The following is a 25889-nucleotide window of genomic DNA, read 5'->3' as shown; positions in this document are numbered from 1 at the left end:
GAGTTGTTCTAATCTTCAGATATTTATGCAACAGCCACCGTTTTAGCTGTACCAAGTTGAGTAAATTTATTCAAAATATCGACTCTTATTTGCAAGTCAACCACCTGACGATTAAAGCATCGACTAGATACACCATGTCCAAGTCGTTTCAAGGCAAACATTTTAGCCTCTATTCTGGATCGTCGATGATAACCAATATCTCGTTTCCACTGCTTTTGACCCTTGTCCCAACAGCCTTGTACTGCATGATTCCTTGCTTTACCAATTTCATTTTCTACCCATAAAGCAGCATTGGAACGAGGAGGGATAATTACATTTGCTTGCCGTTTCAAAATCGCATCATAACAATTCACTGTGTCATAAGCACCATCAGTCGTGACAGATGCAATGGGTTCATCAATTTGATCTAAAAGAGGTGGGAGCATTTCAGCATCACCATATTGGCAGGTCGTGACTTCAACCGCTTGTATTTCTCCACTGTTTGCATCTGTCGCAAGATGTAATTTCAGCCATTGACGATGTTGGTTTACGCCATGTTTTTTACGCACCCATTCCCCATCGCCTGTAACTTTGATCCCTGTGCTATCAACTAAAATATGCAAGTCTTCCTGTGGATTTTTTGCTGATTTATGTAGAAGTGGCTGGAGCTTATCTGCTCGCCGACTCAATGTTGAGAAGTCTGGAACATTCCAGTCGAGGTGAGCCATTTGAAAAAGGCTTTGAATGAAACCTTGTGTTTGGCGTAAAGCCAGTTGGAACAGGTTTCGTATCGTCAGGGCAAATTGAATTGCTATATCAGTGTAGGTAGGTTGACGTCCTTTTTTTCCACTAGGTGTTGCAGACCATTGCATTTGGGGATCAAACCAAATGGTGAAAGCACCCCGTTGACGTAAAGCCTGATTGTACTCAGACCAGTTCGTTGTTTTATATCGGCTTTTTGATTCTGTATTCATCTAACATGTATGGGGATGAAATTTATTTATGCAACAAAGCCTCGATAAACAGATTATTTTTTAGCGTTCGGGGAAGTTAATTTAAACATGAAGAAAACATATGTGGCTTTAGGACTGGTAATTGTACTTTCACTGCAAGGTTGTGCCGCAGTGATGGCAAGTAACCAACCGCATAAAAAGAATCTATCGGTTTTAGAAGTTGGCAAACATCGAAATAATGTGATTTCTGAACTTGGCGCGCCAGTCACATCTGAAATCCAGAATGGTGAACGCAAAGAGATCTATACCTTCCAGCAGGGATATTCAAAAGGGGCAAGAATCAGCCGTACACTGTGGCATACCACCGCGGATATTGCGACCATTGGTCTGTGGGAGATTATTGGTTCTCCCACAGAAATATATTTCAATGGTCAACAACTTTCATATGAGGTTGTTTTTGATGATCGAGACAATATCAAAAGTGCCAAGCTCATTCAAAATGCTGCAACGCCTGTTGTAGAGTGAATACAAAAACATAGCAGTCTAAATTAGGGTTATGGCAGTTCTTTTACTGGGCTGCCACCTAAGGCCTGCATTAAAGTCACATAAGCAATATATTGATTCTGCTTGGTTTCAACCAAACTCAGTCGTGCATTACGTGTGGTTTCCTGCGCATCCAGTAAGTTCTTTAAGGCAATCGCACCATTGCGATAACGCACTTCGGTTAAACGTTCAGTTTTATCTGCCAGCTCAACATTACGTTGCTGTAACTGTACTTGCTGATTCAGTTGAGTACGATTGGATAGCGCATTCTCTACATCGGCAAAAGCTTGGTATAGCGTTTGGCGGTATTGGATTATGGCTTTTTCATATTCAAGATCACTGATCGCAATGTCTTTCTTCATATCGTTATATTGAAGAAAGGGCAGGCTCAGGCTCGCACCCAAGGTTAGAGCAGGGTTCTTCAATAACTGAGTTAATGATGTACTTGTAGAGCCGAGACTCCCAGTCAGGTTAATCGACGGATAGTAGCTGGCTTTGGTCGCATCCTTATTGGCTAAAGTCTTACGCAAGCGTAACTCAGATGCTTGTAAATCAGGACGACGCGATAAAATATCAGCAGGGAGTCCGACCGCAATATTCGGGAGGGCATTACGAGGTAACTGCGCAGGCTCTTGAATATTCAGTTGTTGTACAGGTTCATGTAGCAAAACGGCAATCGCGGTACGTGCTTCGACGCGTTGCTGTTCGATCTGGCTAAGGCTGGCTTTCTGGCTTTGTACCGATTGCTCAGCTTGGGTTAAATCCAAACCAGATACGGCACCCGCTTTATACTGTGATTGAACCAAAGAATAGATTTTTTGGGTTGATGCCAAGTTTTGCTGAATGGTTTGATAACGTTCATTCAGATAACCCAGTTGCCAATACAGTTTGGCTGTGGTTGCTACCAAACTTTGAGCAGTTGCTTGTAAGTCCTGTTCAGTTGCGAGCGCTTCCCAACGACTGGCTTCGGTTTGATTGGCCAGTTTGCCAAATAAATCCAGTTCATAGCTGACACCGACGCTGGTGGATAAACCGCGGTCAGAGCCATCGCCGGAACGTAGATCAATATTATGCCCTGCGGAAACACTGGAACTGGTTCGAATCCCTTGTCTGTTTTCAGCCAGACCTGCTTGTAGTCGTGCTTGCTTGAGGGTTATCCCTGCAACGCTTAAGTCACTGTTTTTAGCCAAGACTTGAGAGACCAACTGATTTAGTTGAGCGTCATTAAACAGGGTCCACCATTGATCGGTTAGATTCAGACTCTTGTTTTTCTGTGCATCGTATTGGAACTGTTGCGGCACTTGGACTGTTGGTGCGTTATAGGGTGTTTTGACCACAGCAGAACAGCCAGCTAAGGAACCAGTAAGTACCAGGGCGAGTCCTAATTTTGTGAATTGAAAAGACATACTCAAATTCCTTATTCTCTCGCTAAGGCAGCAACTGGGTCGAGTTGTGCTGCGTTTCGTGCAGGCAAGAAGCCAAATACAATACCAATTAGACTTGAACAGACGAAGGCTGCGACAATGGAGGTGGTTGAATAACTCATTTCAATTACCCCTTTGGCAAAATGGCCAATGATTTGTCCAATCCCCAAGGACAGGAGAACACCAAGCACGCCGCCTAATAAGCAGACCAGAATTGCTTCGATCAGGAATTGCTGCAAAATATCGCTTTGTCGTGCACCCACTGCCATACGCACCCCGATTTCCTGTGTACGTTCGGTCACCGAGACCAGCATAATATTCATGACGCCAATACCACCAACAACCAAAGAAATGACGGCAATTGCTGAAATCAGCAAGGTCATGGTGGCTGTAGTTTGCTGAATGGTTTCACGAATGCTGTCAGAGTTTTGGGTAAACACATCCTGTGCGCCATGGCGCTGTTCAAGCAGGGTTAAAATCGCATTCTCGGCAGCACTGCTTGGATATTCATCTTTAATCCGCACGATGATGCTACGGACATTGGATTGTCCTAACATCCGGCTCATCACGGTCGAGTAGGGCAGATAGACATTCAGGCTGTCTGAGCTCATGAAGCCTTGCTGTGCGTCAATCACGCCAATAATACGGCTCGGCACGCTCCCCAAGAGCAGGACTTGACCAACAGGATTGGTACCATCCGCAAAGAAGGTCTTTTCCGTATTGGTATCAATCACCACATCTTGCGCACGTTGGGTAACGCTGCTTTTATCAAAAGGCTGCCCCGATTTAAAGGTCAGACCCCGAACATAGAAGAAGTCAGCACTCACACCATTGACCGTTGCTGAGGCTTCGGTATCTTTATAACGTAAGGTCACACTGGTATTGGCTGAAGGGCTGACCCCATCAACATAAGGTTGTTCAGCCAGTGCTTCTGCATCGGCGGGAACCAGTGTTTTAACTTGGGAGGCACGTGAATTATCACCAAAACCACGTCCTTGATAGACGGTAATGGTGTTGGTTCCCAGACTACTGATATTTTCCAGAATCTGTTTTTGTGAGCCATTGCCGAGCGCCACTACCGAGACCACAGATGCAATCCCGATGATAATCCCAAGCATGGTCAAAAACGTACGCATGCGATGGGCATTCATGGCCAGCAGCGCCATACGGAAGGCTTCACCCAGACGGTCGAAGAAAGAGCGCCAAGCAGAGGTTTTCTTCTGTGTTGTGCGTTGCAGTGGCTGGCGTTCTAGGTCAGGATCGGTATTTTCGGGCGTATTGGCACGGTCTGAAATAATATTTCCGTCACTGATCTCGATGATACGTGTCGCATTTTTGGCAACATTGAGATCGTGGGTGACCAGAATAATGGTATGACCTTTGGCATTCAGTTCACGCAAAATACGCATCACCTCAATACCACTATGTTTATCCAAGGCACCTGTGGGCTCATCGGCAAGAATGACATCCCCACCGTTCATTAACGCACGGGCAATCGAAACACGTTGTTGCTGACCGCCTGAGAGCTGGCTCGGGCGATGGTGCAACCGTTCAGCCAAGCCCAGTTCAGATAACAGTTCCGCAGAACGTTCTTGGCGAATGTGACTGTCTACGCCAGCATAAATGGCAGGGACTTCAACGTTGCCCGCAGCACTCAAATCACCAAGTAAATGATAACGCTGGAAAATAAAACCAAAATATTCACGGCGTAACTGTGCCAGTTCATCCGGTTCAAGCTGGCGTGTTTCCCGACCATTGACCTGATAACTGCCTGCAGTCGGTTTATCCAGACACCCCAAGATATTCATCAGGGTCGATTTACCAGAACCTGATTGTCCAACGATGGCAACCAGTTCACCTGCATAAATCTTGAGATCAATCCCTTTCAGGATTTGTACTGTTCCTTCACCTGCCGGAAATTCACGGGTGAGCTGACTGACCTCGAGCAGTGGCTGTGATGAATGTATTTGATCTTGAGTCATATTACATTCTCATTGCACGTTGGCTGCTACGTTTGGCTGCTTCATTTGAGCTGTCAGATGCATCGGCAATCACCACTTGATCACCCAGTTTTAAGCCTTTCAGCACTTGTGCTGTAACACGGTTATTCAGACCAATGAGTACAGGCTGTGGTTGAGCTGTACCATCGGCTTGTAGGACTCGAACCATACCTGTTGATGCTTTACCTTGTGCAATCAAGGCTTTTTCTTCTTCGCTCAACTCCAGACGTTTTGGACGTTGGGTCTGGTCAGCATCTGGTTTTTTCGCTTGTTCTGATTTGTTGGCATTGGCTGAATTACCTTTACCACTACCACGGTTGCCACGTTGGGTCTGAATGGCAGCAGCAGGAACGGTCAGTGCATTCTTCGCTTCTGCCAGCACAATATACACTTGTGCGGTCATATCAATACGGAGTTTGCCATCTTCATTCGGGACATCAAATAGCGCGTTATAGTAAACCGCAGCGTTGGAGGTTGATGAACTGCTGCTACTGCTGGTTTCGGTATTAATTGAATTTGGTGCGGGTTCAACTTGACGCAATTTTGCGTAATGTTTCTTGTCACTATTCCCTAAGGTGGTGAAATAAACGGTTTGGCCTTTTTCAACTTTCATGACATCTGCTTCAGAAATCTGCGCCTTGATGGTCATAGTGTCGAGTTTCGCCAATTTGACAATGGTCGGCGCCGTTTGGTTCGCGTTTACCGTTTGACCTTCTTCGGTCACGATGGCCACAATGGTTCCATCCATCGGCGCAATGATACGGGTATAGCCTAAATTTTCCTTCGCTGTTGCCAAGGTTAAGCGGGACTGCTCAATCTGCGCGCTAATCGATGTGATCTGTGCCTGTGCTGTTTTAAAGTTGGCTAATGCCGCTTCCAGCTCGGCACGTGAGGTTGCATCTTGACTGAGCAATGTCTGGACTCAATTCATTCGCTGACCAGATATGCTGCTGACAGACATTCAGACATTGCAAATAGTGGATACTGCCGTGGCATTCATAAATTTGATCAGGTGCAAAGCCTGCTTTTTGAAATTGCCCATCGACATTCGAGGTAAATACAAAATAGGGCAGTTCTAATTGCTCAGCCAATTGCTTCAGCAGGGCAAAGCCTTGATGAGGCGTGGTTTGGCGATAGAGTGCCAAGCGGTGCCCATAAAAACCCCAAGCTAAATGTGGATGCCGTTTAAACGCAGCAGGGTTAGCAATTTCGCTAAAATCGATGCGCTGTTTGCCCAGCTCTGGATAAGCTTGCCACATGCCTTGATTGCCCCGAAAATCAGGTAAACCTGAATCGACACCCATACCCGCACCAGCACTGATGATCAGGCTGTCTGCATGCTTAAATAGATTTTTTATCTGCTCAATGTAGAGGGGATTTAAATCAAAAGACATCATGTCATCCCTTATTTTTATTTTTGGATGCTTAGGCTTAACTAGGTTGTGTGAATAAGGTCGTACCACAGAGTTCAGCTAAAGCTTGTAGCATTAGTTGTTCTGGATTTTCCTTAGACATGCCTTTAATCGCTGCATCAATACGCAATAATAAATCAGACCAAGTTAGAAACTGTCTTGGATTTAAACGGCGTAGCGCTTGTTGATACTGTGAAACTTTGGTTTTCCAGATCCCGAGTTGAATTGCATTATGCGGTTGTTCAAACAATTGCATCAATAAGCGCATTTCTTTGCTCAGGGTCCATAAGATCAGACTATCAGGTTCACCCGCAGCAATCAGATATTGATAAATCTTGACGGACTGTGCCAGATTTCCTGCCAGTAAAGCATCACTTAGATCATAGGTGGTATAACGCGATTGATCCTGTAAGCAGGCATAAAGCTGTTCAATCTGAATCTGTTGAATATCGGGAAAGGTATCGGCAACACGCATCAGGCTATTTTTGGCAGCCAGAAGATTATGTTCATGATGCTGCATCAGCCATTGCCATGCATCATGATTGAGCTGAATACCAAGCTTTTCTGCTTCTAAGGCTAAGATACGTTGTCGATCTTGTGGATAGGTTGCGGTGAGTGGAACCACCACACCATTGGCCTCAACCACTTGGAAGAAGGCAGACTTTAAGCTGCTACTGTCCTGTTTGGGTAAAACAACCAATAAGAGGTTATGTTCATTATGTTGAATATAGCTTTTCAGCTGTTTCAAGCCATTGGCATCGGGCTTGATATTGCCATGTACTTCAATCGCAAGTTGTTGTGAAAACAGGGATAAACTATTCAGTGCGTTAAAGACATTTTTCCAGTCATTCACGCTATTGATATCATAGCGTTGCCGTTCAACTTCTTGCTGTTGCCAGCTCTTACGGAATGCATCGAGCAGGTTTTGCTCCAGTAAAGGCTCTTGTCCATGGATAATCCATGCACCGCGAGCCTCACCTACACGTTTTAAGGCTTGAACATAATCCAGTTTCATAAAGCGTGATTATGGCTGAGCTTTGGGTAAACGGTTCGCCGCAATCTGACGAGTCACTTGCTGTGCAATATCATCAACAATAATTCGATTGAGATAGATTTCTTGTTGGTTATCCGTGTTCACTGTAGCCACATCGTATTGATAGGTACGAGAGGCGGTTAAGGTACGTGGTTCAGTGATTTTCTTACCTTGACGGTCTTCAATCTGGAAGGTCACGGTTAAACGTAGCAATACTTCGGTCAACTTACCATTCAACAATTGGCGACGCGGCGTGTAATCCAGAATACGAAGTACATAAGCATCATTCGCGTTACTGAGCTGTACACCTGTCGCACTGAGATAGATACTGAGACGATTTTCCAACTCATCGGTATTGTCAGGCAATACTAAAGTTAGTTTGTTATAAACCAATGGTGCTGCTGTAGTGTTGCTTCCTTTTAAGTGAAAGCCACAGCCGACTAAGCCTGCACTTAGGCCTAAAGTGAGAACGATAGCAGCTGCACGTTGCGCTAAGTGCATATTTATTCCTCTAATGAAATCTATTCTTATCCCTCTGGTTTCACGAGGGGATGCCTCTCTTTTTACAAAGAGAGGCAAGAACGAATTATTAAACAACTAAATTAACGAGTTTGTTCGGTACCACAATTTCTTTTTTGGTTGGACCAGTCAAGAATTGTTGAACTTCAGGTAATGCTTTTGCCAAAGCCAATACGTCCTCTTTAGACATATCGACAGCGACTTCTAACTTACCACGAAGTTTACCATTCACTTGTACAACAATCGTTTGTGTATTACGGGTTAACGCTGACTCATCCACTTGCGGGAATTCAACCGTTGTTAACTCCAAACCAAACTGGGTTAACAAGGTCTGGCTCAAGTGCGGTGCAAATGGAGCAAGCAAAGTTAACAAGGTGGTGATGGCTTCACGTGCAACAGCAACATCGTTGTCATCTTTTGCTTCAAACTTGTTGCTGGCATTGAGTAATTCCATCAATGCAGCAATCGCCGTATTGAAGGCATGACGACGCTCGATGTCATCACCCACTTTCTGAATGGTTTCATGGGTTTTACGACGTAAGTCTTGTGCATCTTTAGAAAGATTCGCAGTATCAATCGCAATCGCTTGATTGCCTTTTTCAAGGAAACCAGCTGCCAAACGCCAGACACGTTTCAAGAAGCGGTTGGCGCCTTCAACACCAGCATCCGACCATTCTAATGATTGATCAGGTGGTGCAGCAAACATCATGAAGACACGTGCAGTATCTGCGCCGTATTGGTCAATAATGGCTTGTGGATCAATACCGTTGTTTTTCGACTTGGACATTTTTTCCTGTCCGCCGATCACAACTTCCTGACCATCACCTGAATATTTCGCAGACAGGATACGGCCTTTCTCATCGCGCTCTAATTCGATGTCAGCAGGGTTAAACCAGGTTTTCTTGCCACTTTCCGCTTCACGATAGAAGGTATCGGCCAACACCATGCCTTGGGTGAGCAAGTTGGTGAATGGTTCATTGCCTTGTACTACGCCTTCATCACGCATCAATTTATGGAAGAAACGTGCATAAAGTAAGTGCAGAATCGCATGTTCAACACCACCGATGTATTGGTTGACTGGAAGCCAGTTTTGCGCCGCTTCAGGTTTTACCATACCACCAGTGAAATCAGGAGAGGCATAACGTGCATAGTACCAAGATGATTCTACAAAGGTATCCAAGGTGTCTGTTTCACGACGCGCATCGGCACCACAGCTTGGGCACTTGGTTTCGTAAAACTCTGGCATCTTGTTCAATGGGTTACCAGAACCATCTGGAACCACGTCGGTTGGTAATACCACAGGCAATTGATCTTCTGGAACTGGCACTTGGCCACAGCTGTTACAGTTGATCATTGGAATTGGGCAACCCCAGTAACGTTGACGGGAAACCCCCCAGTCACGTAAACGGAATTGAACCTTAGAGTTGGCCAAAGCTTGTGGTTCTAATTTTGCAAGGAAAGCATCAAAAGCAGCTTGGAATGCTAAACCATCAAACTCGCCAGAATTTACCAGTTTGCCTTCTTTTGAACCATACCATTCTTGCCATTCAGTTGCTGAGTATTCAGCATCATCGGCGCCTTTGGCATCAATCACTTGCTTGATTGGCAAGTTGAATTTATTGGCAAATTCAAAATCACGTTCATCGTGTGCAGGCACCGCCATCACCGCGCCTGAACCGTATGACATTAAGACATAGTTGGCAATCCAAACAGGGAGGTCTTCGCCTGTCACTGGATGCTTCACAAATAAGCCTGTTGCCATGCCTTTCTTTTCAGCGGTGGCTAAATCAGCTTCTGCGACTGAACCCATACGGCATTCTTCAATAAATGCAGCAAGTTCAGGGTTGTTCTCGGCTGCTTTGAGGGCCAGAGGGTGCTCTGCTGCAACAGCAACATAAGTCACCCCCATCAAGGTATCAGCACGTGTGGTATAAACCGTTAAGCCATCTGCATAGATTTCAGTATTGGCAGAAGGGAAGGTAATCTCCATCCCCGTCGAACGGCCAATCCAGTTACGTTGCATGGTCAAGACCTGTTGTGGCCAGCCATCTTGCAAGGTATCTAGGTCGTCTAATAATTCTTGTGCATAGTCAGTGATGCGGAAGTAGTACATTGGAATATCACGTTTTTCTACCAATGCACCTGAACGCCAGCCACGACCATTTTCAACTTGTTCATTGGCCAACACGGTCTGGTCTACAGGGTCCCAGTTGACAGTTGAAAGCTTACGATAGATCAAGCCTTTCTTATAAAGTTGTACGAATAACCATTGTTCCCAGTGGTAGTATTCTGGTGTACAGGTCGCAAATTCGCGATCCCAATCCACAGACAAACCCAATTTTTTTAATTGATCACGCATATAAGCGATGTTTTCAAAGGTCCACTTTGCAGGTGCTACCTGATGCGCAATCGCTGCATTTTCAGCAGGTAAACCAAATGCATCCCAACCCATCGGCTGTAATACGGTTTCGCCTTTTAAACGATAAAAACGGCTAATCACGTCACCAATGGTATAGTTACGCACATGCCCCATATGCAGTTTGCCACTTGGGTACGGGAACATCGACAGGATATAGCGATGTTTGCCCTCTACAGTGTCTGCAACTTTAAAAACTTTGCGATTGTCCCAGTCTTGTTGAACTTGGGGCTCAATGGCACTTGCTTGATATTCGGAGTCAATGTGAGAAGTCGTCATAGGGATATGCGATACAACAAAAAAGTAAAGTTAAGATTGCTGCACAGCATAGCGCAAAATTGTAGTAATTGTCAGTTTTTAGATCGGGATTTTATCTACAAGGCCACTGTATTGAAGATGACCTTGCAGGATTGTCGTTGTGTTTATTTAGCAGATACAGCAGAGGCAGGTGGCGGGCTCTGCGGTTTAACTGTATTTGCTGGTGCTACAGGTGCTGTTTGAGATGTCTGTTGCGGTATATTGGGCGCAGCTTCAGGATTGGCTTGCTGCCCTTGCTGAGTGGTTGGGGTGGTGGTTTGATGGCTATTGCCATAAGTCGAAACTTTGTCCAAACGTTTTGCACCTTTCGGTGGTGGTGTGGTGGTGTAATGGGTCGAACCACTGGCATCGACCCATTTATAATATTGCTGTGCATGGTTTTGGCTTGAACAGAGCAGCATTATCGTTGCTGTAATCGTGTATAAGCTTGTTTTTAAATAAGATGATTTCATATTTGATCTCCCCAAGAAAATATATTTATATTCGACCAAAGTGCCTAATCAAGTAGTTTACAATGCCTAGTTTTCAATAAAAAGAAAATAGTTTTTTGATAAAAGGGCATTTAAAAAGACCAAAATATTTCGTGAAATGTGTTTAAAAAAACAACAGCCAAAAAATATTCGTTAAAAACCTTTTCTTTGTTCTTGACATTGCTTATGAAAGAAACAAGAATGCTTTCTCAAGTTTTATATGTGTTTATTTGATCACCCTTCGAATAAATGTCATGGCTTGCAATGGACATTCTTTCTAGCCGAGAGAATGACGTTTTGAAATCTGCTTATCCCAGCACATTTTGATTCGAGATGTCATCAAGTTTATACGGCTGATGAGTCTCAGAAAATTTTTCCTATTGCAGCAAAAACGAGTAGAATACGCACACTTATAAGAAGTGCAAAAGTTAATGAATAACACACAATTTATGTCTCCCATAAATTGTGCTAACACTAGGGTGAATCACGTTGGAACTTTTATCTGGTGGTGAAATGCTCGTTCGTGCCCTTGCGGACGAAGGCGTAGAGCATGTTTTTGGGTATCCAGGCGGCGCTGTATTACATATTTATGATGCGCTATTTCAACAAGACAAAATTAACCATTACCTCGTTCGTCATGAGCAAGCTGCTGGTCACATGGCAGATGCATACTCGCGCGTAACAGGTAAGACTGGTGTAGTACTGGTCACTTCAGGACCGGGCGCAACCAATACCGTCACTCCAATCGCAACAGCCTATATGGACTCAATCCCAATGGTGATTTTGTCTGGTCAGGTTGCAAGCCATCTGATTGGAGAAGACGCGTTCCAAGAAACTGATATGGTGGGTATTTCTCGTCCAATCGTAAAACACAGTTTCCAAGTGCGTCACGCGAGTGAAATACCTGCAATTATTAAGAAAGCCTTCTATATCGCTGCGTCTGGCCGTCCGGGTCCTGTTGTGGTTGATATTCCAAAGGATGCAACGAATCCTGCGGAAAAATTTGCCTACGAATATCCTGAAAAAGTGAAGATGCGTTCATATCAGCCGCCTTCACGTGGTCACTCGGGTCAAATTCGCAAAGCGATTGATGAGTTAATTACCGCGAAACGTCCGATGATTTATACGGGTGGTGGTGTAGTTCAAGGTAATGCCTCTGGATTATTGACTGAACTTGCACACTTGTTGGGCTACCCAGTCACCAATACTTTAATGGGCTTAGGTGCTTTCCCGGGTAACGACCCGCAATTCGTGGGAATGTTGGGGATGCATGGTACTTATGAAGCCAATATGGCGATGCATAATGCCGATGTGATCTTAGCGATTGGTGCACGTTTCGATGACCGTGTGACCAATAACCCAGCAAAATTCTGTACCAATGCAAAAGTCATTCATATTGATGTCGATCCGGCAACCATCTCGAAGACCATTATGGCGCATATCCCAATCGTGGGGGCAGTAGAGCCTGTTCTTCAAGAAATGTTGGCGCAATTGAAACAAATGAATGTATCGAAGCCAAACCCTGAAGCAATTGCAGCATGGTGGTCTCAGATCAATGAATGGCGTAAAGTACATGGCTTGCGTTATGAAGCAGGTCAAAATGGTGTAATGAAACCTCAGCAAGTGGTTGAGGCATTAGATCGTGCGACCAATGGTGAAGCCATCATTACTTCTGACGTGGGTCAGCATCAAATGTTTGGTGCGAACTACTACAAATACAAACGTCCACGTCAGTGGATCAACTCTGGTGGCTTAGGCACTATGGGTGTTGGTTTACCGTATGCGATGGCTGCAAAGCTGGCATTCCCTGACCAGCAGGTGGTGTGTATTACAGGCGAAGCATCAATTCAGATGTGTATCCAAGAATTGTCGACCTGCAAGCAATATGGCTTGAATGTGAAAATTCTTTGCTTGAACAACCAGGCGTTAGGCATGGTGAAGCAGTGGCAAGACATGAACTACGAAGGACGTCATTCAAGTTCTTATGTCGATTCATTACCTGACTTTGCCAAGTTAATGGAAGCCTATGGTCATGTGGGCATTCAGATTAACCATGCTGACGAGCTCGATTCTAAATTAGCTGAAGCGATGGCAATTAATGATAAATGCGTGTTCATTAATGTCATGGTTGATCGTACAGAACATGTGTATCCAATGTTGATTGCAGGTCAGTCCATGAAGGATATGTGGTTAGGTAAAGGGGAGCGTACATAATGAGACATATTATTTCAGTACTCGTTGAAAACGAAGCTGGTGCGCTTTCTCGTCTGGTTGGCTTATTTAGTCAACGTGGCTACAACATTGAAACCCTCAATGTTGCACCGACAGAAGACGAAACCTTATCGCGTTTGACCTTAACCACTTATGGCGATGACCACAAAATCGAGCAGATCACCAAGCAATTGAACAAATTGGTTGAAGTAGTGAAAGTGGTTGATCTGTCTGAAGGTTCACACATTGAACGTGAATTGATGCTGATCAAAGTCAAGGCATTGGGTGCGGCACGTGCGGAAATCAAACGTACGGCTGACATCTTCCGTGCTCAGATTGTGGATGTAACACCAACGACCTATACGATTCAGATCGCAGGAACAACTGAAAAAATTGATGGTTTTATTGATGCGCTGGCAGAAAATACCATTCTAGAAGTTGTTCGTTCTGGTGTATCAGGCATCGCGCGCGGTGAAAAAGTTTTAACAATTTAAAAAATCTCCCCCAAACCCCTCTTTGAAAAAGAGGGGGGATCACCCAGAACGGTAATCATGGGGGAGCCTACAAAAGATCTGTCCTTGCAGAACAAGGGAAATGACAAAAATTTTAGCGGAGAAAACAGATGCAAATTTTTTACGATAAAGACTGTGACTTATCAATCATCCAAGGCAAGAAAGTTGCAATCATTGGTTATGGTTCACAAGGTCATGCACATGCACTTAACTTGAAAGACTCTGGCGTAGACGTAACTGTTGGTTTACGTGCTGGTTCTACTTCTTGGAAAAAAGCTGAAAACTTAGGTCTTAAAGTTTCTGAAGTTCCAGCTGCGGTTGCTCAAGCTGATTTAGTCATGATCTTGACACCAGATGAGTTTCAATCGCAACTTTATCGTGACGTGATTGAACCAAACATCAAAGAAGGCGCAACTTTAGCATTTGCGCATGGTTTCTCTATTCTTTATAACCAAGTTGTTCCACGTAAAGACCTAGACGTGATTATGGTTGCTCCAAAAGCACCAGGTCACACTGTACGTTCGGAATATCAACGTGGTTCAGGTGTTCCTGATTTAATCGCGATCCACCAGGATGCTTCTGGTAATGCGCGTAACGTTGCGCTTTCTTATGCTTCTGGTGTAGGTGGTGGTCGTACCGGTATCATCGAAACTTCTTTCCGTGAAGAAACTGAAACTGACTTGTTTGGTGAGCAAGCAGTTCTTTGTGGTGGTGCAGTTGAATTGGTTAAAATGGGCTTCGAAACTTTGGTTGAAGCTGGTTATGCACCTGAAATGGCTTACTTCGAATGCTTGCATGAATTGAAGTTAATCGTTGACTTGATGTTCGAAGGCGGTATTGCGGACATGAACTATTCAGTATCTAACAACGCTGAATATGGTGAATATGTGACGGGTACTGAAGTCATTAATGAACAGTCTCGTGAAGCAATGCGTAATGCATTGAAACGTATCCAGTCTGGTGAATATGCGAAGATGTTCATCCAAGAAGGTGCATTAAACTACCCATCAATGACAGCACGTCGTCGTCAAAACGCTGCGCATGGTATTGAAGTAACAGGTAACAAGTTACGTGCGATGATGCCTTGGATTCAAGCGAATAAAATCGTAGATAAAGAAAAGAACTAAGGTTACGTGCCTTACACAAAAAATGGGAAGCAACGCTTCCCATTTTTGTTCATACCTTGGATTCAAGCAAGCAAACAAAATCGTAGATAAAGAGAAGAACTAAGTTCTGCTCTAATCTTTAAAAGCCCCGGTTTGTACAGGGGGTTTTTATTGGATAATCGAGCTGCTACATGCGTTAGCGAAGCATATCACCACCGTTGTGAAAAAGATCCTATTCAGGATTCCAGCGAACAAAACCGTAGGTAAAAACAAGAACGAGGTTAGGTGCTCATTTCAGCAAAAAAACATGTTGAAATAAGCGAGCTTTTTTATGCCAGTCAATAACAGAGTTATAACAATATAGATAAAAAAATAAGCTTATATTGTTGGTGTTTTAATCAGCTTGATTGCTGTAAGAGGTTCTGATTAAATAGAAAAAGTGTTGCATGCTTTGGGGTATCTGCACGATTAAAAACAAAGAATTTGTCATGACTTAAAAATTAAAATGATCTAGTAAAAATAAATGAGTCTTTTGGTAAAAAAAATGTAATAAAAAAACAAGATTTTTCATTGGTTTGAAATGATTATGTGCTTTTATTCTATTGATTTATAAAGTGAAAAAGACTTGACCTTATGCTAGATGATGTTATTGTTAAGGAAAGTTTATGAATCCAGTCTTCATGGCTTCTTTGGGTGTGAAACGTCGTTCGGATTTCGGGCATTTTTGCTCATCATATAAAAAAAAGTACTGAATAATCATGGAAGTCCTTTATGGTTCACGTTGATTACGATAGCACATTGGTCATCGTTTCCATTTTGGTTGCAGTCGCGACATGTTACGCTGCAGTTTCGATGGAAGAACTCGTTTTTAAAGCTGCTTATAAAAAGTTTGAAAAAAGCATTTTAATGGCGAGTGGGCTGATTTTAGGATTAGCCATATGGTCAATGCACTTTGTGGGAATGCTGGCTAGCCATTTGCCAGAAGGCTATCTTTTTGATGTTAATTTGACCGTTCTTTCCTACCTAGTGGGGGCCGTTGCTTCTACCTTTGCTGTTTGGCTGACTTCAAGACCGACTTTGCCTATCCCGCGCTTGATTCTCGGTGCCGTGTTTATGGGACTTGGTATATCCGGAATGCACTATACGGGTATGGCGGCACTGACGGTTGAACATCATGCCATGCATTACGACCCTTTACTGGTCTTGTGTTCAGTCTTAATTGCAATTAGTGGTTCAGGTCTAAGTTTCTTTTTTATTTTTAAATATAAAACAGCAGTCAAATATCGTACCTTGCTCAAGGGGGTTGTTGCTGTGCTCATGGCCTTTAGTATTGTGGGAATGCACTATACAGGGATGGCTGCAACCTACTTTGATGAAAGTCTGGCGCAAGTTTTGACTTCAGAGCAGACAGGGCAAAGCGTTTTACTGTTTACGATTATTTTTATTACCAGTCTGGTTTTTGTTGCTGGTTTTGCCGTTGCGATACTGGAGGCTAGACTTGAAGAAAGGAATGAGCAACTCACTTTAATTAATAAAGAACTAGCCACCCAGTCTTTACATGACACACTGACCAAATTACCCAATCGTTTATACCTGACTGAGCATGCAGAAGAGGTCTTCAATCATCATCGCTTAAATAAGCAAAAAGCGGCATTTTTATATATCGATCTAGATCGCTTTAAATCAGTAAATGATGCTTTTGGTCATCATATTGGTGATCAGTTACTGATTCAGATGGCGAATCGTTTATACAATAAGCTGGGCTCAAGTCATAAGCTGTTTCGGATTGGTGGAGATGAGTTCGTCTTAATTTCTGAGAATACCGATATCAATGAAGCGATGCAGCTTTCAGAAGATATTTTGCATTACATTCAGGAAACTTATCTGATTGCGGCAAAAGATATTAATATTTCTGCCAGCGTCGGGATTGCAATGTACCCTGAACATGGTACCAATGTTCAAGACCTGTTGATTAATGCGGATGTTGCAATGCTGATTTCCAAAGATCAGGGCCGTAACACCTATACCATGTTCCACTCAATGTCAGATCAGCAAGATGTACGCAGTCAGTCCAAACTGATCAATGATCTCTATAAGGCGGTTGATGAGCAACAATTTGTGCTGTTTTATCAACCCAAATTTACCTCGAATTATGAGGTCTGTGGGGTAGAAGCCTTAATTCGATGGAAACACCCAACACTGGGCTTATTGACACCGCAAATGTTTATTGAGGGTGCTGAAAAAACTGGATTGATTATTCCGATGGGATATTGGGCACTTGAACAGGCCTGTATACAGATTCAGCAGTGGGAACGAAGTAGCAGTCCTTTTTATCCAATCGCTGTTAATTTATCTGCTCTGCAATTTGAAAATAAAAAGCTTTTTAGTGTATTAGAACAATTATTAGAACAATATCAGATCCAACCGCATCATCTCATTCTTGAAATTACTGAATCTACAGCAATGCATCATATTGATTCCAGTATTCGTACCTTGGAACGTTTACGTAAACTTGGGATTCGAATTGCAATTGATGACTTTGGTACAGGCTATTCAAGTTTCTTGTATTTAAAAGATTTACCAGTCGATGAATTGAAAATTGATCGAGGTTTCCTGATTGATCTGAAACCGAATTCAAAAGAAGAGGCCATTTTAGAAAGTATTATCCATCTGGCTGCAAAATTGGGCTTAGTCGTGACAGCAGAAGGGGTTGAAACACAACAGCAAGCGGATATCCTGACCAGTTTGGGATGCAATCAACTACAAGGCTATTTATTAGGTACGCCCGTCAATATAGAAGGTCTGGTATTGCATCGCTATCAGCACTTTGCATGATGGATAAATCGAAGATCGGCTTATGTTAAAGGCTGCCCCTATCGGCAGCCTTTTTGTTTTAAGGATAATTTTAGTCAGAACGTTGCGCTAACCATTGAGTGACGACAGGCCAGACCAATTCGGGTGCCTGACTTCCTGAAACCAAGCCCATATGCCCTCCAGGAACAATTTCAAACTGTTTGTCGGTACTGCTGATTAAATCCATAAGAGGGCGCACTGCTTCCGCCGTTACAATAATATCGGTACGACCGCCTACTGCCAGTACGGAACAATCAATATCTTTCAGGTTGGCACTTTGCTCACCAAATTGGACTGAGCCTGTAGATAGCTCATTATCAATCCAGAAACGTAGAATAATATCGCGCATCACGCCACCTGGATAAGCCAGCATATGATCGACAAAAGAACTGGAAGTGGCGTGGTTAATCACAAATTGGCGATCATTCAGATTTTTTAGCAGTTCCCAATAATTTTTAAAGTTGCCAATTGGATCGGTCAATTTAAACCCTAAGGTATTTTGCCAGCCATGAATATGAAACACGCGACTAGGCACTTGATGGATACGAAACTTGGTATTGCTACGAATCCATTGTGCTGGAACGGTCAGGCGTTGGTAGAACTTACCCATATAACCCGATTTATGGGTATTAATCGGGGATGCCAAGATGACCATATTCTGAATGTTTTTATCTTTGAACAGCGCGGTATAGCAGAGTGATAACGCACCACCCAAGCTCCAACCATACAGCGATAATTGTTGCTGACCACTATGCGCACGGATTTTCTCAATAAAGTCTGGCATAAAGGTTTTCACATATGTACCCAGATTATATTTGGCTTGGCGTAGGCTTGGTGTCCCCCAATCAATCAGATAAACATCAAAACCTTGTGCGAGAAAATAAGCCACCAGACTACGGCTTGGGAATAAGTCATAGATCAGCATATTCGCGGCAAGCGGTGGCACGATGACCAAAGGAATACGATGCTTTACGGTACTGTCTGTTGCAACCGTATAGTGGCGTAAGCTAATAATTTCACGTTGATACACAATATCAAAAGGTGTTCTGCCTGAAAGTGCCAGTTGCTGACCACGTAAGAGACGATCTGTTGCATTGGAGAGGACTTGGCGTGCCTGACGTCCCCTACGGCTATTCAGCATTTTTTGTGCAGTTGGACTGTGAAGAAAACTGCGTTTAACTTTTGGTGATTGAGTCATGTGAACCTAAAGCTCGAAGGTTGCTATTCAATAGCGGCATATTAGAAGAAAAAATAAATTTGCTCAGTGACTCATTTGCTTAACTTGTCTTTCAAAATGATCAATTCGGTAAGGAGATAAACACAAAATGTTAAGGATTGAATAAAAAATAATGTAAAGTGTACTTTACATTTTGCGGAGTGGTTTATATATTGTTGTAAAGCTTACTTTACATGGTGCAGTATGAATCATTCTCGAAACTTGTTGCAATTGCTCATCGCAATTTCAATTTATATGGTGGTTTTGATTGGCTCATTAAAATCCTTAAATTTTATTGATATACAATGGCTTAAAATTGTTGTTTCATTAACGCCGATGTTACCTGCATTGGTCATTGCATGGGTGATTATTCAACAATTCAAGCGCTTTGATGAGCTGCAACAGAAGATACAATTACAAGCCTTGGGTATGAGTTTTATCGGAACATCACTGATCACCTTTAGTTATGGTTTTCTGGAAAATGTTGGATTTCCAAAACTCACAATGTTTATCATTTGGCCAATGATGGCAATGCTTTGGTCGATTGCGACCATCGTTGGAACTTGGAAATATAGATGAAAAATAATCTACCTGAATTGAGAAAACACAAAGGCTGGTCGCAAAGTGACTTGGGGGATTATGTCAGCGTGTCGCGGCAAACCATCAATGCGATTGAAAAGGAGCGTTATGATCCAAGTCTAACGCTTGCCTTTAAGATTTCACATGCCTTTGGATTGAGCATTGAACAAGTGTTTATCTATGAGGGAGAATAGCCCCCTAAGCATTGCTGCTTAAGGGGTCATTTGTAGATGTAAAACCGGATAGGGATTACCTTGGCCATCGAGTTCTGAGCGACTTACCGTATGAAATCCCATTTTTTGGTAAAAGTTAACAGCTTGGAGATTCTGTTCATTGACATCAACTTTATAGATCTGAAGTTGTTTAACTGCAAAATCGAGTAAAGCTTTGCCGATCCCTGATCTTCGATATTCTGGCAGAATAAACAGCATTTCAATATTGTCGCTACTACAGCCTAAAAAGCCGACAATTTTATGCTCAATCACATATTTATGCAGTGTAACATGATGAAAATATTCATTCAGGATCAGCGGTTTGAGTTCTGAAATCATGGTTTCAGGTAAAAAGTCATGTGTCGCTCTAACCGATTTTTCCCATATTTCTATTAACGTAGAATGATCGTGTTGGGTTGCTTTTATAATCATGGATTCACTTCAAGCAGGCTGTCTTATGGGGGCTATTTTCAAGCATTTTATGAGAGATTTCTATCCTTTGAATTCGACATAAAAGTGATCACTTTGATTATTCAAGTTCTAATTGATGGTCATCTTTGGTGACTTTGATTTTCAGCTTCTTATATTTTCGCTTATTTGGATCTAAAGCAGAATTTATAACATCTTGAGCAAAATGTTGATCTTGCATCAGTGCGGTATAGGATTTATAGCCTAGCAGAATCCGAGTCGGACGATAGCCGTTACGCGAAATATAATAATCAATCATTTGATTCAATTCGATTAACAGACTGGTATCGCTCATTGTTATAGATCACATATCAGAGGCTTATACAGCATAGTCTATATAAGAAAACTTATCTAGCTGATCTTAATTGCTTTTTTATGAATGTGTTGGTTGTCATAAAAATGTCATGTAAAAATATTATGGTAATTTACATAATAAAAAATAATGATAAAAAGATGAAGCTATATCTTGAGAACTTTAAATCACTGTGGATATGGGGATTTTAAGGATGAGGGAAATATTTATATGCAGAATGAAAGGGTTAATACAAGAGATAAAAAGCCACTCAATCATCGAGTGAGTGCTTTACTGGCAGCCTATCAGGCATTCTTGCTGACCAAGGGGTTGGCGAACAGTGAGTTTAGCCGTTTAATTTTTGCGGAAAGTTATACTGAAAACCTAAAATTTAAAATTTATGATGATGAATTAAAGAAACAACTGATTGATGAGTTAGAGAAATTTAGTTCTTTTTAATCAGAAATGTATATTACGGTTGAAAATATATAAAGATAACCATTTGAAAAATTTAGACGATGTTCACTGAAAGTTTAAATTAATTGTTTGATGCTGATTTAGTATATTAAATTAACTAGATGTTAAAAAATCACTTTGATAAAAAATAAAAAGCCTCAGTTGCCTAATTCGGGGTATCGACAACTGAGGGGGAAACTGAGTATTTATAATCTAACCTCATTTTTAAAATAAAGAAATGACTTTTATTGAAAAGGCATAATCTGTTTAATTTTAAGAGTTAATATGTTTAGTCAGTCGGTGAAAAAGGAATAATTAAAAAACGATTAATATGGTTTTTGTGGTGGTTCTAGATAATAGTTTTTAATAGAAACCCTTTGTTCACGAATATAGTCACTCGGTTTTTTCCCCGTCCAGCCAAAAAATGCTCTGGAAAATGCGCTAATATGGCTATAGCCTAATAAATCAGATATTTCTTGAATATTTCGATTTGAATCAATTAACTTTTTTGCCAATTCAAATTTTTTGGATTGCAGCAATGCCGAGAAGGTTGTATTAGCGAGTGCCAATTCTCTTTTTAAGGTTCTTTCTGATATTTTTAGTTTATTTGCAACATCAACGAGACTAGGAAAACCTAGACCAGGTGTAAATTTGAGTTGCTGATTGACCTTTAAAATAATTTTATTATCTTGATCTCTATAAAAAAGATACTCTTTATTGACCAGTTCCATTGCAAGTTGGTAAGCAGTATCTGAACTAAAAGTCAGAGGAAGATCTAGACATTTAAGGTCAAAAATAATTTGATTATGATCCCGATTGAAATGAAAAGCAGGTAAACGTTTTTCATAGAGATTGTGATATTCCTCTTTATCCCATGTCACATGAATATTAATCCCGGTTAAATTAAAGTTAGTGATCATTTGTAAATTAGTAATAATGTCAATCAATGCACTTTCTATGAAGAACTTATTGATCATATTTTTTTTGGCTTCGTTTAAATGATCGGGTAGTTGATAGAGTGGGGTAAGTCGAATAATAATTTTATTGTTTTTGTTAAGGATGGCTAAATCCATTTTATGAATGCGCATACTATAATATTTTTGTAAATCAATCAGTACTCTCCCAATTGTACTGTTACTCAAGAGTATAAATCCGATCGCACCATGGGCAGTCAATTTACAATTTAGCCCTAATTGATAGCCAACTCCTTTGTTAGGTAATAAATCAAGTAACCGAATCACAATATCGGTCCATTGATCAAAAGTTATACGGTCATTGTTGTTATTATCTGTTAGCAAAGATAAAGGAATTTGACAATATCGAATGACTTCACCTTTTGGGACACCAAATGTGGTTGCAGTATCCACAAGTATTTTTAGATAATCGTTGTGAATGTTAAGCATTTGTTTTTTCATAAATTTTAAAATAAAATTAAGAGATAGATCTAAAATACTTATACATCAGCTGAATATATTTTTATGAGTTTGAGATTTAAAGTCCCATTTTGTTAAAGATTTATGACAATCATGTTTAATAATATTCTTTTGAGGAATGATTCATGTAATTAAACAAATATGTGATGTGATTGTTAAAATTGTGTATTGGTTGTTAAGTTTATGTAGGTTTTATTTATTTAGATTTGTACAGGTTAGAATCCTCTAAAGTAGTACTTATTATGAATAAAATTTATCGTTTAGTTTGGAATAAGAGTCTAAATTTATGGACTGTAGTTTCTGAAAATGCACGTGGTACAACTAAAAAACGCAATGTAAACACAAATATCTCAATTAAAACAAAGATCAACTCTTCTGCTGTTACAGATCAACAAGCCCAACTTAAACCGACTCTTATTGCTCTTGCATTAAGCTCGGTTTTTTTTAGTACAGGAGCTTTTGCTGCGACCAACACCAATGGAGGGGTGGTGAACAATAGTAATGGCAGCAGTATGGCGATTTCACCAACGGGGGCTCAGTGTGGTACGGGAGGACAGGCTTCAGTCAATGGAGACAACGGCACAGCAGTTGGCTGTGGTAATAATATCAGTGGTACGAATGCCGGATTTCAACAGCAGATTGTTAACCGAAGAGGTACAACAGATGTGGGTTATGCACCAGGAGTGCCCGTAGGTGATACTGGAGGAGTATTTGGTTCATCAACTGCAGTTGGTCGGCAAAATATTATCAGAGGAGCTGGTGGAGCGACAACTTTCGGTTCATCTAATGTTTCGAACACGAGTTCTAATTTTCATAATGTATTGATGGGCCAAGGTAATAGTACAGTGGGGACTGGCGGCTATAATACATTAATGGGGATTGGTAACCAGATTGTGGACGATGCTGCTGCTTCAACCGATGGTACAGGAGTTGGTACTAACAGTATTGCGATTGGAGTTGCAAACCGTGTTACAGGGCAAACGTCCATTGCTTTTGGACGTCAAAGTTATGCCGATGCAGATTACTCAATTGCCCAAGGAAATGTTGCAACAGTGCAGCGAGGGGCAACTGGAGGGATAGCCTTGGGCTTTTCAGCTACAGTTTCAGGCAAGCATGGGGTAGCAATTGGAAGTGCTTCAGGAATTCGGAACTATGACCCTGGTACATCTGCAAATGCGGCAGAGGACTCTGTTGCTGTTGGAACACGAACCAATGCAAGTACACTTGAATCTGTTGCAATTGGTGCTGGCAGTGAAGTAACAGGGACAGATATTGGCATGCAGCAACGGTTGGCAGACCGTCGCAGTAATGTAGCTGGGGCAACTAATGTATATCCAGACGGTAAAGATAATGTACTCAGTCGAGGTACTGCCGTTGGTCAAAACAATAAAATAACCAATCGTGGCGCAGGAACTGCAATAGGGAGTAATAACAGCATTACGGCGGCCAGCGATCCTGCTCTTGCAGGTTATAATGTTGTGATTGGTCAGGGTAACTTGGCAAGTCAAGCATACAATACAGGTATTGGTATTGGTAATGATGTTTCAAAAGGGATAAGTAGTACCGCAATTGGGGTGAATAATATTGCTAGTGGTAATACGGGTATTGCCATGGGGCGTGGTACACAGGCACTGGCTGATTTTGCAATTGCACAGGGTAATACAGCGACAGTGGCAGCTGGAGCGACAGGAGGGATTGCTTTAGGAAACTCCGCAACTACAACAGGAGTACGTGGTATAGCGATTGGCAGCAGCACGGGTGGGGCGCAGAATGATACCGCTACGGCACCCAATGCAATTGGAATGGATAGCATTGCATTAGGGACAGGTGCAAAAGGAATAAGTAATAATGATATTGCCATTGGACGTAATGCCGCGACAGCTGCAGGATCGGGTGGCGATAATATTGCTATGGGGAATAGTGTCACTACTGGTGCAACTGGAAAAAATATTGCGATTGGTTCGGATGGCACCACAGCCAATTCTAGAACTGGTATAGGTGGTGCAGTTGCAATCGGGCGAGCTCAAACAGCGACAGGTGATGGTGCTGTTGCAATAGGTGATCCGAACGTCGTGAATGGAGATGGAGCTGTTGCACTAGGTAAAAACAATAGAGCAGCAGGCGACACTGCAGGAAATACTGCAGCGAATGGTGCAGTTGCACTCGGTTATGAAAATCAGGCCATCGGTCAAGGTTCTGTGGCATTAGGACATACTTCTGTGGCAGCGGCGGCAGGTGCAATCGCATTGGGCGATAATGCGAGTGCACAGGCAGTGCGTGGTATAGCGCTTGGTTCGGGTGCAACGGCAGCCAATGCCAGTGACGTTGCATTGGGCTCGGGCTCTGTGACTGATGCAGCCAATCCAACTGCCAATGGTACGGTAGGTGGTGTCACTTATAACTATGCAGACACAAGCCCAAGCAGTGTGGTTAGTGTGGGTAGTGCTGGTAATGAACGTCAAGTGACCAATGTGGCAGCTGGTCGTGTCAGCGAAACAAGTACCGATGCAATTAATGGTTCTCAGCTTTATTCGACACAACAAGCCTTAGGAAACCTTGCAGAATCCACAGCTAATCATCTAGGCGGTGGCTCAGTTGTCAATCCGGATGGTACGGTCAGTGCACCAAGCTATAGCGTCAATGGCAATAACCTGAGCAATGTTGGCGATGCCATCACTGAGTTGGATAAAGGCTGGAATCTACAAAGCAATGGTGCCAATGCCGGTGCAATCAAAGCAGGCGATACGGTTGATATCGGCACCGTTGCCAATGAAGAAAACCTGACGGTCACTAAAAATGGCAAGACGATTCAATATGGTTTAAACCGTAATCTGAAAGTTGATAGCGTAACTGCAGGTGATACCGTCATTAATGACAATGGCGTGACCATCAGCAATGGCCCAAGCATGACCAAGTCGGGGATTAATGCCGCAGGAAATTCAATTACAAATGTTGCAGCAGGTGTCAATAACACTGATGCGGTGAATAAAGGTCAACTCGACAATGCAGCCGCAGCCGCTAAAACTGAAGTGACTGAAGGTAAAAACATCACCGTGACCAAAACCACGGGTACAGATGGACAAGATATCTATAACGTTGCCACAGCCAATGATGTTGCCTTTGATTCAGTAAAAGTAGGTGATATCAATCTTGATGGCACGACGGGCAAAATCAGTGGTGTTGCCGCAGGCGATATCAATGCGACTTCGACCGATGCCATTAATGGCAGTCAATTGGCAGGAACAGCGAAGAGCGTATCGGATGCTTTAGGCGGTGGCTCGGTTGTCAATCCAGATGGTACGGTCAGTGCACCAAGTTATAGCGTCAATGGCAATAACGTGAGCAATGTTGGCGATGCCATCACTGAGTTGGATAAAGGCTGGAATCTGCAAAGCAATGGTGCCAATGCCGGTGCAATCAAAGCGGGTGATACGGTTGATATCGGCACCGTTGCCAATGAAGAAAACCTGACGGTCACTAAAAA

Annotated in this window: 20 protein-coding genes and 2 pseudogenes; 9 read left to right on the top strand and 13 right to left on the bottom strand. The window is 42.5% G+C overall.

The window, feature by feature from the left end:
* Nucleotides 1-23: 23 nt before the first annotated feature.
* Nucleotides 24-953, bottom strand: coding sequence for an IS5 family transposase (locus tag F895_RS13680; protein WP_005238191.1), 930 nt, complete (start codon nucleotides 951-953; stop codon nucleotides 24-26).
* Nucleotides 954-1040: 87 nt separating this feature from the next.
* Here F895_RS13680 and F895_RS13685 point away from each other — a divergent pair, with 87 nt between their 5' ends.
* Nucleotides 1041-1457 carry a hypothetical protein gene (locus F895_RS13685; protein WP_005239748.1) on the top strand — a complete coding sequence of 139 codons (417 nt, stop codon included), beginning with the start codon at nucleotides 1041-1043 and terminating at the stop codon, nucleotides 1455-1457.
* A 29-nt stretch (nucleotides 1458-1486) separates the two neighbouring features.
* On the opposite strand, the gene F895_RS13690 is transcribed toward F895_RS13685, so the two are convergent.
* The 8 genes and pseudogenes from F895_RS13690 to F895_RS13725 form a co-directional block, all read right to left on the bottom strand.
* A complete protein-coding gene (locus tag F895_RS13690) occupies nucleotides 1487-2881 on the bottom strand; it encodes an efflux transporter outer membrane subunit (RefSeq protein ID WP_005239746.1) in 1395 nt (464 codons plus the stop codon).
* 11 nt (nucleotides 2882-2892) lie between these two features.
* Entirely contained in the window at nucleotides 2893-4881 is a 1989-nt protein-coding gene (locus F895_RS13695) for a MacB family efflux pump subunit (RefSeq protein WP_005239735.1), read from the bottom strand.
* 1 nt (nucleotide 4882) lies between these two features.
* Nucleotides 4883-5818, bottom strand: a pseudogene (locus tag F895_RS13700) (HlyD family efflux transporter periplasmic adaptor subunit); the annotation flags it as partial.
* Nucleotides 5796-6293 (bottom strand): annotated as a pseudogene (locus F895_RS13705) (SIR2 family NAD-dependent protein deacylase); the annotation flags it as partial. The pseudogenes F895_RS13700 and F895_RS13705, both read right to left, overlap by 23 nt.
* A 37-nt stretch (nucleotides 6294-6330) precedes the next feature.
* Complete coding sequence (gene holA, locus F895_RS13710; protein WP_005239731.1) at nucleotides 6331-7326, bottom strand: DNA polymerase III subunit delta; 996 nt, start codon at nucleotides 7324-7326, stop codon at nucleotides 6331-6333.
* Between the two features lie 9 nt (nucleotides 7327-7335).
* Entirely contained in the window at nucleotides 7336-7845 is a 510-nt protein-coding gene (gene lptE / locus F895_RS13715; protein ID WP_005239730.1) for an LPS-assembly lipoprotein LptE, read from the bottom strand.
* An 88-nt stretch (nucleotides 7846-7933) separates the two neighbouring features.
* Entirely contained in the window at nucleotides 7934-10558 is a 2625-nt protein-coding gene (gene leuS / locus F895_RS13720; protein WP_005239727.1) for a leucine--tRNA ligase, read from the bottom strand.
* A 143-nt stretch (nucleotides 10559-10701) separates the two neighbouring features.
* Nucleotides 10702-11049: a DUF4124 domain-containing protein gene (locus tag F895_RS13725; RefSeq protein WP_005239726.1), complete on the bottom strand. Its 348-nt coding sequence runs from the start codon at nucleotides 11047-11049 to the stop codon at nucleotides 10702-10704.
* A gap of 507 nt (nucleotides 11050-11556) precedes the next feature.
* On the opposite strand from F895_RS13725, the gene F895_RS13730 reads away from it, so the two are divergent.
* The 4 genes from F895_RS13730 to F895_RS13745 all read left to right on the top strand — a co-directional run bounded on the left by F895_RS13730 (nucleotide 11557) and on the right by F895_RS13745 (nucleotide 17731).
* Nucleotides 11557-13281, top strand: coding sequence for an acetolactate synthase 3 large subunit (locus F895_RS13730; RefSeq protein ID WP_004655856.1), 1725 nt, complete (start codon nucleotides 11557-11559; stop codon nucleotides 13279-13281).
* Nucleotides 13281-13772 (top strand): acetolactate synthase small subunit, encoded by a 492-nt coding sequence (gene ilvN, locus F895_RS13735; RefSeq protein WP_004655854.1) that lies wholly within the window; start codon nucleotides 13281-13283, stop codon nucleotides 13770-13772. Before F895_RS13730 ends, ilvN begins: the two co-directional genes overlap by 1 nt.
* A gap of 128 nt (nucleotides 13773-13900) precedes the next feature.
* A complete protein-coding gene (gene ilvC / locus F895_RS13740; protein WP_005239725.1) occupies nucleotides 13901-14917 on the top strand; it encodes a ketol-acid reductoisomerase in 1017 nt (338 codons plus the stop codon).
* A 750-nt stretch (nucleotides 14918-15667) separates the two neighbouring features.
* Nucleotides 15668-17731: a putative bifunctional diguanylate cyclase/phosphodiesterase gene (locus F895_RS13745; RefSeq protein WP_005239724.1), complete on the top strand. Its 2064-nt coding sequence runs from the start codon at nucleotides 15668-15670 to the stop codon at nucleotides 17729-17731.
* 70 nt (nucleotides 17732-17801) lie between these two features.
* On the opposite strand, the gene F895_RS13750 is transcribed toward F895_RS13745, so the two are convergent.
* Nucleotides 17802-18947: an alpha/beta fold hydrolase gene (locus tag F895_RS13750; protein WP_005239723.1), complete on the bottom strand. Its 1146-nt coding sequence runs from the start codon at nucleotides 18945-18947 to the stop codon at nucleotides 17802-17804.
* A gap of 222 nt (nucleotides 18948-19169) precedes the next feature.
* Between F895_RS13750 and F895_RS13755 the strand changes: the two genes are divergently transcribed.
* Together F895_RS13755 and F895_RS13760 are read left to right on the top strand one after the other, a co-directional pair.
* Nucleotides 19170-19544, top strand: a complete 375-nt coding sequence (locus F895_RS13755) for a hypothetical protein (protein ID WP_005239722.1) — start codon at nucleotides 19170-19172, stop codon at nucleotides 19542-19544.
* Nucleotides 19541-19738: a helix-turn-helix transcriptional regulator gene (locus tag F895_RS13760; RefSeq protein WP_005239721.1), complete on the top strand. Its 198-nt coding sequence runs from the start codon at nucleotides 19541-19543 to the stop codon at nucleotides 19736-19738. The genes F895_RS13755 and F895_RS13760 overlap by 4 nt, the downstream gene beginning before the upstream one ends.
* An 18-nt stretch (nucleotides 19739-19756) precedes the next feature.
* Here F895_RS13760 and F895_RS13765 read toward each other — a convergent pair whose 3' ends face one another.
* Together F895_RS13765 and F895_RS20150 are read right to left on the bottom strand one after the other, a co-directional pair.
* Nucleotides 19757-20188 carry a GNAT family N-acetyltransferase gene (locus tag F895_RS13765; RefSeq protein WP_005239720.1) on the bottom strand — a complete coding sequence of 144 codons (432 nt, stop codon included), beginning with the start codon at nucleotides 20186-20188 and terminating at the stop codon, nucleotides 19757-19759.
* A gap of 97 nt (nucleotides 20189-20285) precedes the next feature.
* Nucleotides 20286-20519: a hypothetical protein gene (locus F895_RS20150; RefSeq protein ID WP_005239718.1), complete on the bottom strand. Its 234-nt coding sequence runs from the start codon at nucleotides 20517-20519 to the stop codon at nucleotides 20286-20288.
* A gap of 228 nt (nucleotides 20520-20747) precedes the next feature.
* Between F895_RS20150 and F895_RS13775 the strand changes: the two genes are divergently transcribed.
* On the top strand, nucleotides 20748-20975 hold the full coding sequence (locus F895_RS13775) for a hypothetical protein (RefSeq protein WP_005239715.1): 228 nt from the start codon (nucleotides 20748-20750) through the stop codon (nucleotides 20973-20975).
* A 323-nt stretch (nucleotides 20976-21298) separates the two neighbouring features.
* On the opposite strand, the gene F895_RS13780 is transcribed toward F895_RS13775, so the two are convergent.
* Nucleotides 21299-22387 carry a helix-turn-helix domain-containing protein gene (locus F895_RS13780; RefSeq protein ID WP_005239714.1) on the bottom strand — a complete coding sequence of 363 codons (1089 nt, stop codon included), beginning with the start codon at nucleotides 22385-22387 and terminating at the stop codon, nucleotides 21299-21301.
* A gap of 260 nt (nucleotides 22388-22647) precedes the next feature.
* Between F895_RS13780 and F895_RS13785 the strand changes: the two genes are divergently transcribed.
* Nucleotides 22648-25889, top strand: a 3242-nt coding sequence (locus F895_RS13785) for an ESPR-type extended signal peptide-containing protein (RefSeq protein ID WP_005239713.1), incomplete at its 3' end; no start/stop codon positions are given.

This window comes from Acinetobacter sp. CIP 64.2 (assembly GCF_000369645.1).
In the GTDB taxonomy this organism is placed as follows: domain Bacteria; phylum Pseudomonadota; class Gammaproteobacteria; order Pseudomonadales; family Moraxellaceae; genus Acinetobacter.
This window is presented reverse-complemented; position numbering and strand designations above follow the sequence as displayed.